At 71.2% G+C, this 15,481-nt stretch carries 13 protein-coding genes; 7 read left to right on the top strand and 6 right to left on the bottom strand.

The annotated features are described in order from the left end of the window. Positions 1 to 39: 39 nt before the first annotated feature. Positions 40 to 1,584 (bottom strand): purple acid phosphatase family protein, encoded by a 1,545-nt coding sequence (locus D5S19_RS11990; RefSeq protein WP_120023429.1) that lies wholly within the window; start codon positions 1,582 to 1,584, stop codon positions 40 to 42. 259 nt (positions 1,585 to 1,843) lie between these two features. Between D5S19_RS11990 and eno the strand changes: the two genes are divergently transcribed. Next, positions 1,844 to 3,124, top strand: coding sequence for a phosphopyruvate hydratase (eno, locus tag D5S19_RS11995; protein WP_120023430.1), 1,281 nt, complete (start codon positions 1,844 to 1,846; stop codon positions 3,122 to 3,124). A 42-nt stretch (positions 3,125 to 3,166) separates the two neighbouring features. Here eno and D5S19_RS12000 read toward each other — a convergent pair whose 3' ends face one another. Next, on the bottom strand, positions 3,167 to 4,276 hold the full coding sequence (locus D5S19_RS12000; RefSeq protein WP_120023431.1) for an MFS transporter: 1,110 nt from the start codon (positions 4,274 to 4,276) through the stop codon (positions 3,167 to 3,169). 926 nt (positions 4,277 to 5,202) lie between these two features. After that, on the bottom strand, positions 5,203 to 5,970 hold the full coding sequence (locus tag D5S19_RS12005) for a S1 family peptidase (protein WP_120023432.1): 768 nt from the start codon (positions 5,968 to 5,970) through the stop codon (positions 5,203 to 5,205). 387 nt (positions 5,971 to 6,357) lie between these two features. On the opposite strand from D5S19_RS12005, the gene D5S19_RS12010 reads away from it, so the two are divergent. Continuing rightward, positions 6,358 to 7,146, top strand: a complete 789-nt coding sequence (locus D5S19_RS12010) for a thioesterase family protein (RefSeq protein WP_120023433.1) — start codon at positions 6,358 to 6,360, stop codon at positions 7,144 to 7,146. A gap of 188 nt (positions 7,147 to 7,334) precedes the next feature. On the opposite strand, the gene D5S19_RS12015 is transcribed toward D5S19_RS12010, so the two are convergent. Then, positions 7,335 to 8,267, bottom strand: a complete 933-nt coding sequence (locus D5S19_RS12015; protein WP_120023470.1) for a LysR family transcriptional regulator — start codon at positions 8,265 to 8,267, stop codon at positions 7,335 to 7,337. Positions 8,268 to 8,385: 118 nt separating this feature from the next. Between D5S19_RS12015 and D5S19_RS12020 the strand changes: the two genes are divergently transcribed. From D5S19_RS12020 to D5S19_RS12030, 3 genes are read left to right on the top strand one after another with little or no spacing between them, the layout of a single operon-like run. Continuing rightward, the gene (locus tag D5S19_RS12020) at positions 8,386 to 9,654 is read left to right on the top strand and encodes an aromatic ring-hydroxylating oxygenase subunit alpha (RefSeq protein ID WP_233573846.1); all 1,269 of its coding nucleotides are present in this window, start codon (positions 8,386 to 8,388) and stop codon (positions 9,652 to 9,654) included. Further along, complete coding sequence (locus D5S19_RS12025; RefSeq protein WP_120023435.1) at positions 9,651 to 10,706, top strand: hybrid-cluster NAD(P)-dependent oxidoreductase; 1,056 nt, start codon at positions 9,651 to 9,653, stop codon at positions 10,704 to 10,706. Before D5S19_RS12020 ends, D5S19_RS12025 begins: the two co-directional genes overlap by 4 nt. Before the next feature lie 22 nt (positions 10,707 to 10,728). Next, the gene (locus tag D5S19_RS12030; protein WP_120023436.1) at positions 10,729 to 12,762 is read left to right on the top strand and encodes an oxidoreductase; all 2,034 of its coding nucleotides are present in this window, start codon (positions 10,729 to 10,731) and stop codon (positions 12,760 to 12,762) included. A 28-nt stretch (positions 12,763 to 12,790) separates the two neighbouring features. Here D5S19_RS12030 and D5S19_RS12035 read toward each other — a convergent pair whose 3' ends face one another. Continuing rightward, the gene (locus tag D5S19_RS12035; protein ID WP_120023437.1) at positions 12,791 to 13,567 is read right to left on the bottom strand and encodes a GntR family transcriptional regulator; all 777 of its coding nucleotides are present in this window, start codon (positions 13,565 to 13,567) and stop codon (positions 12,791 to 12,793) included. A gap of 95 nt (positions 13,568 to 13,662) precedes the next feature. Here D5S19_RS12035 and D5S19_RS12040 point away from each other — a divergent pair, with 95 nt between their 5' ends. Beyond that, positions 13,663 to 14,730, top strand: coding sequence for a YeiH family protein (locus D5S19_RS12040; RefSeq protein ID WP_120023438.1), 1,068 nt, complete (start codon positions 13,663 to 13,665; stop codon positions 14,728 to 14,730). Here the strand turns inward: D5S19_RS12040 and D5S19_RS12045 are convergent, their stop codons facing one another. After that, positions 14,731 to 14,988, bottom strand: coding sequence for a hypothetical protein (locus D5S19_RS12045; protein ID WP_120023439.1), 258 nt, complete (start codon positions 14,986 to 14,988; stop codon positions 14,731 to 14,733). It abuts the gene before it with no gap. Positions 14,989 to 15,088: 100 nt separating this feature from the next. Between D5S19_RS12045 and D5S19_RS12050 the strand changes: the two genes are divergently transcribed. Continuing rightward, on the top strand, positions 15,089 to 15,475 hold the full coding sequence (locus D5S19_RS12050; protein WP_120023440.1) for a hypothetical protein: 387 nt from the start codon (positions 15,089 to 15,091) through the stop codon (positions 15,473 to 15,475). The last annotated feature ends 6 nt before the right edge of the window (positions 15,476 to 15,481 follow it).

The following is a 15,481-nucleotide window of genomic DNA, read 5'->3' on the forward strand; positions in this document are numbered from 1 at the left end:
CAGCCGTACTGACGCAGGGGCAGTACCGGACGGCGGTCCTCAGCCGTCCGCGCGGCGGCGGTGCAGGGAGAACCGCTCGAAGACCGACAGGTCGCCGGAAGGCTTGTTCACGTTGTAGTAGGTGACGTGCATCGTCGTGGTGTCGCCGGGGCGGCGGCCGGGATCCACGGTGAACGAGGCGAAGCCATAGGGGTGCTCGATGTCGCGCACCGCGCTCCACACCGCCTTCTCGCGCACGTAGGTGGGTTTGCGCTTGCCGGTGGCCGGATCCGCCTTGGCGGACACCCCCGTGAGCACCTTCCCGGTGCCGTCGGTGAAGAAACGTCCGTTGGTGGTCCCGGAAACCCCGCCTCCGCCGAGGACCATGTGGACGGTGCCGTGGGTGGCATCGATGTCGTCGGTGCGGTCCGACACCGGGTTCGGCGTGAGCGTCTCGCTGCCGGCGACCACACCGTGCACGGCCAGCGAACGCTCGTAGTCGTGTTCGTGCCCGCACAGCACCAGGTCCACGCCGTAGCGGTCGAACAGCGGCCCGTATTTCTCGCGCAGGCCGAGGTCGGCGCCGTTCGCGTCGGAGGTACTGATCATCACCTGGTGCATGGCCACCACGATCCAGTCGATGTCGCGCGAAGCGCGGGCCGCGGCCAGTTCCTTCTCCAGCCACGCCACCTGCCGCCCGCCGGAGTAGCCGTTGACGTAGACGTCGCCGCCGTCCTGCAGGCAGTTGTCGTCGTTCTGCAGCACGATCACGTGCACCGCGCCGACGGTGAACCCGTACCACAGGCCGGCCAGCTCCCGGTCCGTTTCGGTCGACGGCAGCCGGAAGTACGCCTGGTAGGCGTCCAGGCCGAGGGCGCCGTTCTGCTTCTCGATCTCGTGGTTGCCCGCGGCGGGCATCCACGGCCGGTAGCGCGCGGAGCGGGTGTTGTTGGTGAAGAAGTTGTTCCAGGTGCGGACGCGGTCGACGTCGAGGTTGGCGTAGCAGAGGTCGCCGTTGAGCAGGTGGAACAGCGGGGCCACGGTCTCGATGCCGGTCACGATGTCCTTGGTGGCCGGGGTGGAGAAGAAGTCGAGCGCGGCCGAGCCCTTGGCGTCCCAGGTCACCTGCGGCGCGGCTTGGTCGCCGAAGCTGGTGAAGGTGAACGCGGAACGCCCGCGTGGCGCGGTGCGGAACGTCCCGGCGTCCGGGGTCGCGCCGTCGTGCTGCGCGGTGTAAATGTACTCGGCGCCCGGGCGGAGGTGGTCGAGTTCGGCGTGGTGCACCCAGACCGTGCGGCCGGAAGTGCCGTCGACATAGGTACTCGTGTCCGCGCGCGCGATCGCGCCGAAGCCGCCGTCGAGCGTGCCGTAGAGGACTCGGGGCCGGGACACCGGGCCGGCGGTGATCCAGGAGACCACCATCTGACGCACCGGATCGCGGCCGAAGGTGAGGTGCAGTCCCTGCACCGGGGTCGCGCCGCCGCCGGACGAGCGCGCGGGTGCCGCTTCGGCGGTCGCTGTGCCGAGCAGTGGCATCGCCGCGCCCGCTCCCAGCAGTCCCAGTGCGCCGCGGCGGCTGACGGTGTGGTCGCTGGTCTCGGACATCGGCCCCTCCTCGGTATCGGCGGACCCGAACCTAAGCGCGCCGCCCGACGGCGTGATGAACGGTGGCTGTCCTGGGCGTGAAGGCGGCTATTTCCGGGCATCGTTGCGCAGGATCGATTCAGTCGCGCGATTGCGGGATCGATTCAGCGAAGCTCTGCTAGCCTCGCTGCGAATGTGCGGCTCACCGTGGTGCCGCCTGCTGCCGCAGTGCCCACGGTCCGTTCACAGAGCGCTCCGGCCGAACCTCCCGAGGAGCGCAATGACAAGCATTGTCCTGGTCAAGGGCCGCGAGGTGCTCGACAGCCGTGGTAACCCGACGGTCGAGGTGGACGTGGTCCTGGCGGACGGGTCGACCGGCCGGGCGGCCGTGCCCTCGGGCGCTTCGACCGGAACCCGCGAAGCGGTGGAGCTGCGGGACGGCGACCGGCAGCGATACCACGGCAAGGGCGTGCGCAAGGCGGTCGAAGCCGTCAACGGCGAACTCGCCGAGGCGGTCACCGGGCTCGACGCCGAGGCGCAGGGCGACGTGGACCGGGCGATGATCCAGCTCGACGGCACCCCGAACAAGGCGCGGCTGGGCGCGAACGCGACCCTCGGCGTCTCCCTCGCGGTCGCCAAGGCGGCCGCAGCGGCGAATTCCCTGCCGCTGTACCGCTACCTCGGCGGCGTCTATGCGCACCTGCTGCCGATGCCGATGATGAACATCGTCAACGGCGGCGCGCACGCGGACAACCCGATCGACTTCCAGGAGTTCATGATCGGCCCGGTCGGCGCCTCGACGTTCGCCGAGGCCGTGCGGATGGGCTCGGAGGTCTTCCACACCCTGCGCGCCTCGCTGCGCAAGGCCGGGCACAACACGAACGTCGGCGACGAGGGCGGATTCGCCCCGCACCTCGGCTCGGCCGACGAGGCGCTGGAGTTCGTGGTCCGCGCGATCGAGGAGACCGGGTACACCCCGGGGGAGGACATCGCGCTGCTGCTGGACCCGGCGGCCTCGGAGTTCTACCACGACGGCGTGTACGACTACACCGGCGAAGGCCGCAAGCGCAGCGTTGAAGAGCACGTCGCCTACCTGACCGAGCTGACCACGCGATTCCCGATCGTGTCCATTGAGGACGGTCTGGCCCAGGACGACTACGCCGGCTGGAAGCAGCTGACCGACGGCATCGGCGACCGCGTGCAGCTCGTCGGCGACGATCTGTTCTGCACCAACGTGGACATCCTGCGCGACGGGATCGAACGCGGGATCGCGAACTCGATCCTGATCAAGGTCAACCAGATCGGCACGCTCACCGAGACGCTCGCCGCGGTGGACACCGCGCACAAGGCGGGCTACTCCGCGGTGCTCTCGCACCGCTCGGGCGAGACCGAGGACACCACGATCGCCGATCTCGCGGTGGCCACCGGATGCGGGCAGATCAAGACCGGCTCGCTGTCCCGCTCCGACCGCACGGCGAAGTACAACCAGCTGCTGCGCATCGAGGAGGAGCTGGGTACCGAGGCCCGTTACGCGGGCCGGGACACCTTGCGGCGCCAGTGATCCACCGTGGCGGCCCGGGACGGCCGGGCCGCCACCCCCGGGTCACCGGCGCAGCCTCGCGACGAGTGCCGCGGCCGCCGTGCAAGCGGCGCTGACCCACAGCGCCGCCTTCGCGTCGGTGGCGGCGACGACCGGCCCGGCCAGCGCGGGTCCGAGCACGGCGCCTGCATTGAAGGCGGTCGTGGCGATCGCGCCCGCGATCCGTGGTGCGCGCGGGGCCGCGGTCGCGACGATGGTGCCGATCAGCGTCGAGCCGACGGCGAAAGCCGCTGCCCCGGTGAGGATCGAGAAGACCAGCAACCCGGCAAGGCTGTGCGCTGCGACGTACGCGGCCAGCCATACCACGGTCAGTACGGCGCCACCCATTACGACGAGTCGCTCGCGGTGTTTCTCGCCGAGCCTCCCGGCGGTGGTGACCCCCGCGAACGAGCCGATCCCGAACCCGGCCAGCACGACCGGCACCCAGCCGTCGGAGGTCATGGTGCCGAGGTAGGTGAACCCGGCGAAAGTCGCGCCGTTGACCAGAATTCCGAGCAGGACGGCGGTGCGGAGGTCCGTTCGCCCGAGTACCCGCCATTCGTGGCGCACCGTCCCGGTGGCTGGGGAGTCCAACCGGGTCCTGGTGGCCGGCAGGACGGCCGCGACGAGCGCGGTCACCGCCGCGATCGCCCAGAACGCCGCGTGCCAGCCGAATTCCTGGCCGAGCACAGTGCCCGCCGGAACGCCCACGATGCACGCGAGAGTGACGCCGGACAGCAGGGCCGCCGTCGCCCGCGGCAGCCCGGCCGCCGGGACGAACACCGGCAACGCGGCCAGCGCGACGGCGAGGAACCCCGCGTTGGCGAACGCCGAGAGAACCCGGGAAGCCAGCAATAGCGGGAAGTTCGTGGTGAGCGCGGCCACGACGTGCGCCGCCGTGAACACTCCGAGCAGCGCGACGAGCGCCGGCCGCCGGGGCACCGAACCGGCCATGGTGGCCAGCAACGGCGCCCCGACGACCATCCCGGCCGCGAACGCCGAGGTCAGCAGGCCCGCCGTGCCGACAGAGACGCCGGTCCCGGCGGCGACTTGCCCGAGTAGTCCGGAGACGACGAATTCGGACGTACCCTGCGCGAATACCGCCGCGGAGAGGAGAAAGACGAGGGGTGGCAAGGGATTCCTTACGGATGGTCCGGCGGAGGATCGGCTGCCGGAAGGAACGGATGGCGGGGCGCGGGGGCGGATTTCGGGTACGGCGCGGTGCTCGCGGAAGGCCGAGTGCTTCGGTGCGGTGCCTCGGGTTCGGGGCTGCTCGGGGGAAAGCCTTGGGCCGCAAGGAGTTATGGGCTCGCTTGGTCGGCTCCACGTTGGTTCCGTGCTTCGACCTGCACGCCCGGCTGGCGCGACGGTGACGGACGTGGGCTACGCGCGAAGTCATGGCGCAGCCTGGAGCAGGGCACAGGTGCCAGCCGACCGTTGCGGCAGGCGGGACATTTCCGGCCGAATCCCTCGGACCGGCACGAAGCAATGTCCTTCGGCATAGAGCAACGCATCTCAGCGTCCGACACATCGCTCAGGCACAGGCAATGCGCCACGGCACGACGCTCCGCCGTTCGGCATCGAGGTCCCGGCAACTGCCGCCCGGATGACCAGGGCACGGATCGCCGCCACCGCTATCGAGGCGACACGGCCTGACCAGCGGCGACCTGAGCAACCGCGGCCGGACAATGGGGCAGCGGCCACCTGAGCGCTGGTGCCGGACAACGTGGCAGCGGCTTGCATGGGCGCTGCTGCCGGACGACGCGGGAGCGGTTAGATGAGCGCAGCTGCGAGCAACAGTTGCCTGGACATTGCTGCCCGGACAGTTGCTGCCCGGACAACCACTGTGAGCATCGTTGCCGCACGACCGCGGCAAACCGCCGCTCCCGGTCACGTGCCGCACCTCGGGCGCGCGCCGCACCGAGCAGCGTCGGGTCCCGTCAGTCCGCCGCCCGGCGGGAAGGCCGGGCGGCTAGCGTTGTTCCGCCTCCGGGGAAGTCATGCCGCCAGCCTACCCGGCTCCCGGTGTCCTCCGCGCGCGATCACCCGGAAAGACGCGATCACCCGGAAAGGCCGGCGTGGGCGGCGATGTCGTCGGCGAAGGTCGTGATCCTCGTATAGACCCCGGGCTTGCCGGCCTTACCGCAGCCGTCGCCGTAGGAGACCAGGCCGATGAGGGTGTCGCCGACGACCAGGGGGCCGCCGGAGTCGCCTTGGCAGGCGTCGGCCCCGCCTTCCGGGTAGCCGGCGCAGAGCATGCTCGCGGGGTTGAAGTCGGAGTAGCCCTCGTGGCAGGTGGCATTCTCGACGACCGGGACCACGACGGAGCGCAGGGAGCTGGAACGCTCGCCGCCCGAGGCGAGGCGGCCCCAGCCGAGGACGGTCGCCTCGGTGCCCGCGGGGTGCTCGGCGGGATCGCGGGCCAGATCGACGGGGGCATAGGGCAGCCGCCCGCGGACGGTGAGCACCGCGACGTCGGAACCTTCTTGCACCGTCCGGAAATCCGGATGCCGCCAGCCCTGCGTGACGCCCAGGACGACGCCGCCCGGCTCCCGCTTGTCCTCCCGCCCGGCGACCACCCTGGTCTCGCTCGCGGGCACGTCCGCGAGGCAGTGCGCGGCGGTGGCGACCGCGGTCGGGCTGACGATCACGCCGCCGCAGTACTGGGTGCCCCGGTTGTTGATCAGGTACACCGCATACGGATGCGCGGCGAGGGAAGCCCTGGCCCCGCCCGCGATCTCCTGCCGGGCGGCGGCGGACGGGCAGAACGCGGTGAGCGCGGCCGCCGCGAGGACTCCCGCGGCGAGCGGCGCGAACCGTGATGACATCGGGGTTCCCCTCGTCGGCGGGCCGGGATCGCAGTCACTTTAGCCGCCCGGCGGCCGGGTGAAGATCACCGAACCGGGTGGAACCGCAGGAGTCGGCGGCGGGAATGGGCGCCGGGACCCGGCCCGATCCGGTCTCGCGGGAATCCGCTGTGCCCGGGTCTTCACGGCGGGCGCCAAGTCCACAATGGACAGGCGAGCGGGAGGCTCCTCCGCCCCCACTGTCCCTTCGCCAAAGAGCGATCCCCGGGCGTCGCCGGGCCCGTGATCCCGCCTGAACCGAACGATCCGGCCGTAGGGGAGCCAGGGTGGCGTGGCTCTCAGTGCCGGGAACGCAGCGACTCGGACCAGCTAGGTTGCCGGAGAAGACTTGCCCGACGAGGAGGGGCCTTGACCACCACGACGTTCTCCGCGGTGACCGGTGTCAAACAGCGTACGGCCGGCACGTTCGAAGTCGATCTCAGTGCGGCGTGGACGGTCGGCGGGCGGCCGAACGGCGGCTACCTGCTCGCGATGATCGCGCGGGCGGCCGGGGTCGTCGCCGGGCAGCCGGACGTGCTCGCGGCGAGTGCGCACTACCTGCGGTCGCCCTCGCCCGGACCGGCCGAAGTGGTGATCGAGCCACTGCGCGGCGGGCGCACTGTCAGCCAGCTGCGCGGCCGCCTCGAACAGGACGGCGTGGCGCAGGCCGAGGCCCTGTTCACCTTCGGCTCGCTCAGCGCGGACACGCCGTACTGGCAGGACGGCCTGCCGGATCCGCGGCTCGAGGTGTCCGGCGGGGAACGGGTGCCGTCGGAGGGGCCGGGCGGGATCCCGGTGGCGATCATGGACGAGATCGATCTCCGGACCGATCAGCCGGTGGGCCGGGTGCACACCGGGCGCGGCGAAATCCGGGGCTGGCTCGGCCTGCCCGCGGACGAACCGTTCGATCCGATCAGTCTGCTGTTCGCCATCGACGCCCTGCCGCCGGCCACCCTGGACATCACGAACACGGGCTGGGTGCCGACGCTCGAACTGACCGCCTACGTGCGGGCCCGCCCGGCCCCCGGCCCGGTGCGCGTCCTGCACCGCGCGCACCTGATCAGCGGCGGCCGGGTCGACGAGTCCTGCCACGTGTGGGACCGCACCGGCAAGCTGGTCGCCCAGGCCACGCAGCTGGCCGGGATCCGGCTCGGCTGACCGGTTCCCCGGCGGGCGGCGGATTCAACGCGGGCAGCCTGTGTCTCCGAAAAGGTCGCCGCGGTATGGGATGACGGTCGTGCCGACGATCAGGTGGGCGCGAGTGTGATCCCGGCGGTCCTGCGTCGCCACGCGGGCACGGTGTTCTCCCGGGCGTAGGAACCTCCCACGCCCTGCCTCGCACCGTCTCAGGTTCCCCTCTCCGGCAACGGTTTCACCGCCCGCAGGCAGGCGATGTCGGCGAGCGCGGCGAGCGCGGTGGCGATCGCGGGCTGCCTGCGGCTGCCGCGCCGGACCGCGGTGAGGACGTGCCGGGCCGGGGTCGGGTCACCGCCGAGGGGGACGCGGGCGATCCGGTCGCCGGCCGGGATGCGGGCCAGGCGGGGGATGAGGGCGACGCCGAGGCCGGCGCCCACGAGCGCGGCGGCGGTGTCCCATTCCGAGGATTCGTGGGCGACCGAGGGGGTGAAACCCGCGTTGGCGCAGGCGGTCAGCACGAGTCCGTGATGGGTCCGCCCCGGCCGGTCCATGATCCACGGCTCGCGCGCGGCCTCGCTGAGCAGCACGGAGCCGCGGCCCACGAGCGCGTGCTCGGCGGGGACCAGGAGATCGAGCGGATCCTCCAGCAGCGATTGCTGGTCGAACCGGGTGTCGGTGCGGGGCGGCAGCGTCGCGGTCGCCACGACCACGGCCAGATCGGCTTGCTGGGCCAGCAGCAGCTCGAAGCACTCCTCCGGATCGGCCTCGATGATCCGGACTGTGCACTGTGGATGGACATCGCGGACTTTCGCGACCACGTAAGGCAAAAGCGCGGAAGCGGCGGTGGAGAAACCGCACAGCCGCAGCGACCTGATCTGGTCCGGATCGGTGTCGCCGAGTTCGCCGCGGATCTCCTCCCAGAGCGTGTACAGCTCGGCGGCGCGCGCCAGCAGGGTCTGGGCGGATTCGGTGAGCCGGACGCCGCGGCCGTCCTGGGCCAGCAGCGGGACGCCGAGTTCGCCGGCCAGGGAGCGCAGCTGGGCCGACACCGCCGACGGCGAGAACTTCAGCGCTTCCGCGGCGGCGGTCACCGTGCCGCAGGCGGCAACCACGCGGAGCACGTTCAGCCGTCTGTCAATCATGCGCTCATTGTGCATGGTCCTCTGCACCAACACGAGATTTTCCTGCCGCGGATCCCGGGCCACACTTCAAGAACACGTTCCCGGCGGTTCCGGAGCGTCCGCATCCGAGGAGGTAATCGTGACCGTATCGGCCGAACCGGCGAGCGACCGCCGCACGACCGCCGGACTCGTGGCCCGCCGGAAGCCGGGGCGGGCGCTGGAGGCGCCGTTCTACACCGGCGAGGAATTCTTCGCCCTCGATCTGGCCGCGATCTTCGCCGCGCACTGGATCTTCGTGGCGACCGAGGCGGAGGTCCCCGAACCGGGTGACTACGTGACCGTCGACCTCGGGCGGTACTCCGTCATCCTGCTGCGCGACGACGACGAGCAGGTGCGCGCGTTCCACAACGTCTGCCGCCACCGTGGCGCCCGGATCCTTTCCGACGCCGCGGGATCGACCGGGAATCTGGTGTGCGGGTACCACCAATGGACGTACGCGACGGACGGCGCGTTGCTGCATGCGGGGCAGCAGGCGCCGGATTTCGCAAAGAACTGCTGGGGTTTGAAACGAGTCGAACTGCGCTCCGTCGAGGGGCTGCTGTTCCTCTGCCTGGCTCCCGAACCGCCGGCCGATTTCGAGGAGGTCGCCGCGCAGGTTCGGCCCTATCTCGCCGCACACCGGCTGCGCCACACCAAGGTCGCCGCCCAGGAGGATCTGGTCGAGCACGCCAACTGGAAGCTGGTGATGGAGAACAACCGCGAGTGCTACCACTGCGAGGCCGGACATCCCGAGCTGACGTGCACGTTCTTCCCGACCTACGGGTACCGGCCGGACGAGATCCCGGACCGGCTGCTGCCCGCGCACCGCCGTTACCTGGACGCCTCGGCCGAGTTGGCGCGCGAGTGCGATCGGCGCAGCATGCCGTACGAGCCGATCGAGGAACTTTCCGGCCGTCCCACGGCGTTCCGGGTGCAGCGCGAGGCACTGGACGGCGCCGGTGAGTCCTACACCCGCGACGGCCGCGCCGCCTCGCGCAAGCTGCTCGGCGAGCTGGACACGCCCCGGCTGGGCCGGTTGTCCCTGCACTATCAGCCCAATTCGTGGTTCCACTTCCTCGGCGACCACGCCATCACGTTCTCCGCGCTGCCGCTCGCGGCGGACCGGACCCTCGTCCGCACGACCTGGCTGGTGCATGCCGACGCCGTCGAGGGAACCGACTACGACCTCGAAACGCTCACCGACGTCTGGCGCCGGACGAACGCCCAGGACGGCGCGCTGGTCGCCCGCGCGCAGGCCGGCGTTGGTGATCCGGCCTACGAACCCGGGCCGTATGCGCCGACCGAGAGCCATGTGGAGGAATTCGTCACCTGGTACATCGAGCGCCTGAAGGAGCACCAGAACCGATGACCTCGCCCACCGTCGCGCCGGAGGTCACCCCGGCCGAAGCCCCGGACGAACAGCTCACCTGCACCGAAATCGTCGACGTCACCCACGACGTCAAGACGTTCGTCTTCGAGCTGCCCGCCGCGGCGGCGCTGTCCTTCCACCCCGGCCAGTTCCTGACGTTCCGTTTCCTCCTCGAAGGCGAGCGAGTGGAACGCTGCTACACGATCTCGTCCCCGCCGACCCGTCCGGAACAGCCTGCGATCACGGTCAAGCGTGTCCCCGGCGGCGTGGTCTCGAACTGGCTGCACGACCACCTGCAACCGGGTGACGTACTGGGTGCGTCCGGCCCGTTCGGCCGGTTCAGTTTCGCGCGACACCCCGCGGACAAGTACCTGTTCCTGACCGCGGGCAGCGGGATCACTCCGGCGATGTCCATGCTGCGCACCCTGCGCGAGACCGGCGATCCGGCCGACGTCGTGTTCCTGCATTCCGCACGCACGCCCGGCGACATCATTTTCCTCGCCGAACTCGCCGCTCTGGCCGAGGAATCCGGTGTTTCGGTCGTGATCCTGTGCGGGCGCGATTCCCCGGGTGAGCAGTGGCGCGGTCACCGTGGCCGGCTCACCTTGCCGGTGCTGGTGGCAGCGGCGCCGGATCTGGCGGGCCGGGAGATCTTCACCTGCGGGCCGCCGCCGTACATGGCCGCGGTGCGGGAGCTGCTCGTCCAGGCCGGTGCCGAACCGGGCCGTTGTCACGAGGAGTCTTTCGTGTTCGGCGCGGCCGCTGCGGCCATTCCGGCGCAGACCGGTACGGCACACCGGGTCGAATTCCGGCGTAGCGGCCGGGTGATCGAGTGCGATCCGGGCACGACCGTGCTGGCTGCGGCGGCCGGCGCGGGGCTGGCCCTCCCGTCCTCGTGCGGGGAAGGAGTGTGCGGCACCTGCAAGCTCACCCTCCTCGACGGCCGGGTCGATCTCCGGCACGCAGGCGGGATCCGGCCGCGAGAGATCGCCGCGGGCCGGATCCTCGCCTGCTGCGCCACCCCCGTCGAGGACCTGACGATCGATGCCTGACCCGAGCCCCCTTGGAGGCGCGATGACCGTCCCGGACCCGCTGATGAGCCCGTTCACCCTGAAGGGGCTGACCCTGCGCAACCGCATCGTCAGCACTTCGCACGAACCCGCCTACAGCGAGGACGGGCTGCCCGGGGACCGATACCGGGCCTACCACGTGGAAAAGGCGCGGGGCGGGGCCGGGCTGACCATGATCGGCGGCAGCGCGCTGGTCAGCCGCGACAGCACACCCGCGTTCGGCAACCTCCAGCTCTGGAAGGACGAAGCGGAGCCACTGCTGCGCCGCCTGGCCGAGGAGGTGCACGAACAGGGCGCCGCGGTGATGACCCAGCTGACCCATCTGGGCCACCGGACGAGCAACTACGCGGGGGAGTGGCTTCCGGCGGTCTCGGTCGGCGCCGTCCGCGAACCCGCGCACCGGGCGTTCGCCAAAGCGGCGGAACAGTGGGATCTCGATCGGGTGCGCCAGGATTTCGCGGACGTCGCCCAGCGGTGCCGGTCGGCCGGCCTGGACGGCATCGAGCTGATGGCCTACGGGCATTTCCTGGACGCGTTCTGGACCCCGTTCTGGAACGCCAGGGAAGACGAGTACGGCGGCTCATACGAGAACCGGATGCGTTATCCCCTGGAGGTGATCCGGGCCATCCGGGCGGCGGTGGGGCCGGATTTCGTGGTCGGGGTGCGGATGAGCTTCGACGAACAGCGTCCCGGGGGTGTCGAGCCGGACGAGGCGCTGCGCATCGCCGCGGACCTGACCGAGGCCGGGATCGACTTCTTCAGCCTGATCCGGGGCTCGATCGGCACCGACGCCGAACTCGGCCGGGTGATCCCGCCGATGCACACCCCGGCCGCGCCGCACCTGGAATTCGCCGGGCAGATCAAGCGGAAGCTCGCCGTGCCGGTGATGCACGCGGCGCGCATCGCGGACGTGGAGACCGCGCGGTACGCGATCGCCGAAGGACTGCTCGATCTCGTCGGCATGACCCGCGCGCTGATTGCCGATCCCGAGCTGCCCGCCAAGGTCCGGCAGGGGCAAACCGCTCGGATCCGCCCCTGCGTCGGCGCGGGCATGTGCATCGACGGCATCTACCAGTCCGGTGCCGCGTACTGCATCCACAACCCGTCGACCGGGCGTGAACTCGAACTGCCCCATCGCATCGACCGTGCCCCGGTCGTTCAGCGCGTCGCCGTCATCGGCGCGGGTCCCGCGGGGCTGGAGGCCGCCCGGGTGCTGGCCGAGCGTGGCCACGAAGTCCGGCTCTACGAGGCGGGAGACCAGGTCGGTGGGCAGCTGCTGCTGGCTTCCCGATCGCCTCGCCGCCGCGATCTTCGCGGCATCATCGACTGGCGGCTGGACGAACTCGCCCGCCTCGGGGTCCCGATCTCGCTCAACACCTACGTCGAGGCGGCCACGCTGCGGGATGAGGATTGGGAGGTCGTCATCGTCGCCACCGGTGGCACCCCGGCGGCGCCCAGCGTGCCCGGGGCGGACCTGGTGCTCGACACCTGGGACGTGCTGGGTGGGACACATCGTCCGCAAGGGCTGGTCATGGTCTACGACGATCACGGCGGCAACCAGGCGCTGGATGCTGCGGAGGCGCTGATCCGCGGCGGCGCGCGGGTCGAGATCGTCACCCCGGAGCGGTCGGTCTCGCCGGACGTCGGGGCGATCACCGCGTCCACCTACTTCACCGCGCTGGCCGAGGCGGCGGTGAAGATCACCGTGCTGCGGCGGCTGCACGGGGTTCGCCGTGCCGAGGGCGGCCTGGCGGTGGAACTCGGCGTGGACGGTGCGGAATTCCGCGAGTACCGCACCGTCGACTGTCTGGTTGCGGAGATGGGCACCGACCCGGTCCGGGAGGTCTACGACGAGCTGACCAGCCGGTCGGTGAACCTGGGCGCGGTGGACCTTGACGGCCTGCTCGCCCTCCAGGCCCAGTCGGCGGTGCGGAACCCGGAGGGCGCGTGGCGGCTCTTCCGGATCGGCGACGCCGTGGCGAGCCGGAACGTCCACGCGGCGATGCTGGATGCGGCGCGCCTCTGCCGGGCCATCTGAAGACCCGCCCCGAGTCCTTAAAGGACGGTCAGGCGGGTGCGGCCAGCTGACGGGTGCCGAACAGCCGGTACCCGGTCCGTCCGGAGAACTCCGCGGTGAGCGCGAACCGGTCCCCGCGGACCAGGGTGTGGCGCCATTCCACCGGGGTGCCGCCGCTGGTGCCGAGGCGGCAGATGGAAAACGCGGCCGACGCCGGGTCGCAGCCGAGCAGGGCGCGTTCGGCGGGGCTGGGCACGATCGCGCGGATCTGCTCCTCGCCGTGGTCCAGCCGGATCCCCGCGCGGCGGTGCAGCTCGCCGTACAGGCTGGTGCGCTGGAAGTCGGCGTCCAGCAGAGGGCGGGCGATCGCCGCGGGCAGCCATACCCGGTCCACTGCGAGCGGATCGTCCCCGGCCAGGCGGAGCCGTTCCAGGTACAGCAGGGGAGTGGAGCCTTCCAGCGAAAGGCGTTCCGCCACCACGGCGTCCGCGCGGATGTCCAGCGTGCGCACGATGCTGTTCTGCGCCAGCCCGGCGGCTTCGACCGCGGCGAAGAGGCTGTAGAGCGCGCCGAGTGGCTGCACGATCTCGGCCGCTTCGGCGACCCGCGGCTGCCGTCCGCGTTCGGCGACGATGGTCCCGTCCGCGCGCAGTTCGCGCAGGGCCTGCCGGACGGTCTGGCGGCTGACGCCGTACTCCTCGGCCAGCGCCAGTTCCCCGGGGAAGGTGTGGTCGAACTCGCCCGCGCGGATCCGGACGAGCAGCCGTTCCCGCAGCTGCCGCCACAGCGGCCGCCCGCTGTCGCGGTCCAGCCCGCCTTCGCTCATGGCACCTCCTCCGCCTGCGGGAACACTACCGTCCGGCCCCGGTTGTCAAATGTACGTACATATTCTACGGTAAATGTCCGTACATTGGAGGTGGCATGACGGCGGACGGGGCCGCGTTCGGCCGGGCGAGGATCGCCGCGGTGCCGGATTGGCTGGCGAGGCTCGGCGGAAAGGCTCCGGGGCTCGCGGTCGCCGTCCTGATCGCCGCGGTGGCGACAGCGGGCGGGAAACTCGTCCCGGTCGTCGGTGGGCCGGTGCTGGCGATCCTGCTGGGCGCGGTCGCTGGAGTTGCTGTGCCGGGCTTGCGCGCAGTGCGGCTCAGCCCTGGGTACGCCTTCGCGTCGCGGACTGTGCTGCCGTTGTCGATCGTGGTGCTGGGTACGGGATTGTCGTTGCAGCAGGTCGTTCAGGTTGGTGGGGAGTCGTTGCCGGTCATGCTCGGCACGCTCGCGGTCGCGCTCGGCGGTGCGTGGCTGCTCGGCCGTCTGCTCGGCGTACGCGGGGACACGCAGACGCTGATCGGGGTTGGCACCGGAATCTGCGGCGCGTCCGCGATCGCTGCGACGAGCGCCGTACTCAAGCCGAAGGAAGCCGACGTCGCGTACGCGCTCGGCACGATCTTCACCTTCAACGTGGCCGCAGTACTGCTCTTCCCGCCGCTGGGACACTTGATGGGGATGTCGTCGCATGCGTTCGGGCTGTGGGCCGGTACGGCGGTGAATGACACTTCGTCCGTCGTCGCGGCTTCGTACGCGTACGGCGGCGACGCCGGGTCCTACGGCATCGTCGTGAAGCTCACGCGGACACTGACGCTGATCCCGATCGTCCTCCTACTCGCTTTCCTCGCCGCGCGCCGTGACGCGCGGTCCGGCCGGATGTCGTTGCGTACCTTGCCCTGGCACCGGCTGGTGCCGCCGTTCCTGATCGGTTTCCTCGTCGCCGCGGGGCTGGACAGCGCCGGGCTGATCCCCGCTTCGTGGCACGAGCCGCTGTCGACCGCGGGGACGTTCCTGATCACCACGGCACTGGCCGGGATCGGGCTCTCCCTCAAACCCGCCGATCTGCGTGCCGCCGGGCACCGGCCGTTGCTGATGGGTGCGCTGTTGTGGGTCGCGGTCGCCGCTTCGAGCCTGGGCCTGCAGGCGCTCACCGGCGCGCTCTGATCAGCGGACGCGCGGGTTGCGCTTGCGCCGGCGGCGAGCCGAGAACGCCGACACCATCCGGGGCAGCGCGCTCTGCCGGGTCACGAAGACGATCGGGGCGTCGGGCTCCTCCGCCGGGGTGGCCGCACGCTCGCGCAGGGCACGCAGACCCGCGGCGAACTCGGCCGGATCACCGCCCACGTCCGGGTGATGTTCGCGCACGAATGCGCGGTAGGCAGCCCGATCCTCCTCGGACCAGGCCTGCCGGTCGTCCTCCATGCCCTGCCTCCCTCCCGACCAGGATAAGGGTGCCTGCGGTTGACTCCGGAATGATCTGGGTAGTTCCGGCTTTGCCACCCCTATTCCAGGAGGACCGGCGATGGCCGATCACGCTCGGCACCCGGCCACCACGGCCGTGTTCGACGGCCCGGACATCGCGGGCCCAGCCCGCACGACGCTCCGGGCGATGCTCTCGCACGTCGACGCCCCCCGCGTGGCCGAGGCAGTGCTCCTGCTCGACGAACTGATCACCGACGCCGCCCGCGACGGCGCCGTCTGCCGCGGCCTGTGGCTCGGCCTGCTCGCCGGCCCGCCGCGCCTGCGCATCGAGGTGACCCGCATCGAACCGGCCGTCCCCGCGGGCGAGCCGCGCTCACCCGGCCGCGGCCGGGGCCGGCTGCTGCTGGACGACCTGGCCTCCGAATGGTCCACGGTCACCGACGGGGCACGGGCGACGACCTGGGCGGAAGTGCGGCTGCCCGGCTGAGGTTCC

Source organism: Amycolatopsis panacis, assembly GCF_003600245.1.
Lineage (GTDB): Bacteria > Actinomycetota > Actinomycetes > Mycobacteriales > Pseudonocardiaceae > Amycolatopsis > Amycolatopsis sulphurea.

Excerpts from the sequence above, each read along its gene's own strand:
- D5S19_RS12025 (WP_120023435.1), top strand. The coding sequence starts at position 9,651 with ATGACCTCGCCCACCGTCGCGCCGGAGGTCACCCCGGCCGAAGCCCCG.
- D5S19_RS12050 (WP_120023440.1), top strand. The coding sequence starts at position 15,089 with ATGGCCGATCACGCTCGGCACCCGGCCACCACGGCCGTGTTCGACGGC.
- D5S19_RS11990 (WP_120023429.1), bottom strand. The coding sequence starts at position 1,584 with ATGTCCGAGACCAGCGACCACACCGTCAGCCGCCGCGGCGCACTGGGA.
- D5S19_RS12005 (WP_120023432.1), bottom strand. The coding sequence starts at position 5,970 with ATGTCATCACGGTTCGCGCCGCTCGCCGCGGGAGTCCTCGCGGCGGCC.
- D5S19_RS12035 (WP_120023437.1), bottom strand. The coding sequence starts at position 13,567 with ATGAGCGAAGGCGGGCTGGACCGCGACAGCGGGCGGCCGCTGTGGCGG.
- eno (WP_120023430.1), top strand. The coding sequence starts at position 1,844 with ATGACAAGCATTGTCCTGGTCAAGGGCCGCGAGGTGCTCGACAGCCGT.
- D5S19_RS12045 (WP_120023439.1), bottom strand. The coding sequence starts at position 14,988 with ATGGAGGACGACCGGCAGGCCTGGTCCGAGGAGGATCGGGCTGCCTAC.
- D5S19_RS12015 (WP_120023470.1), bottom strand. The coding sequence starts at position 8,267 with ATGATTGACAGACGGCTGAACGTGCTCCGCGTGGTTGCCGCCTGCGGC.
- D5S19_RS12030 (WP_120023436.1), top strand. The coding sequence starts at position 10,729 with ATGACCGTCCCGGACCCGCTGATGAGCCCGTTCACCCTGAAGGGGCTG.
- D5S19_RS12040 (WP_120023438.1), top strand. The coding sequence starts at position 13,663 with ATGACGGCGGACGGGGCCGCGTTCGGCCGGGCGAGGATCGCCGCGGTG.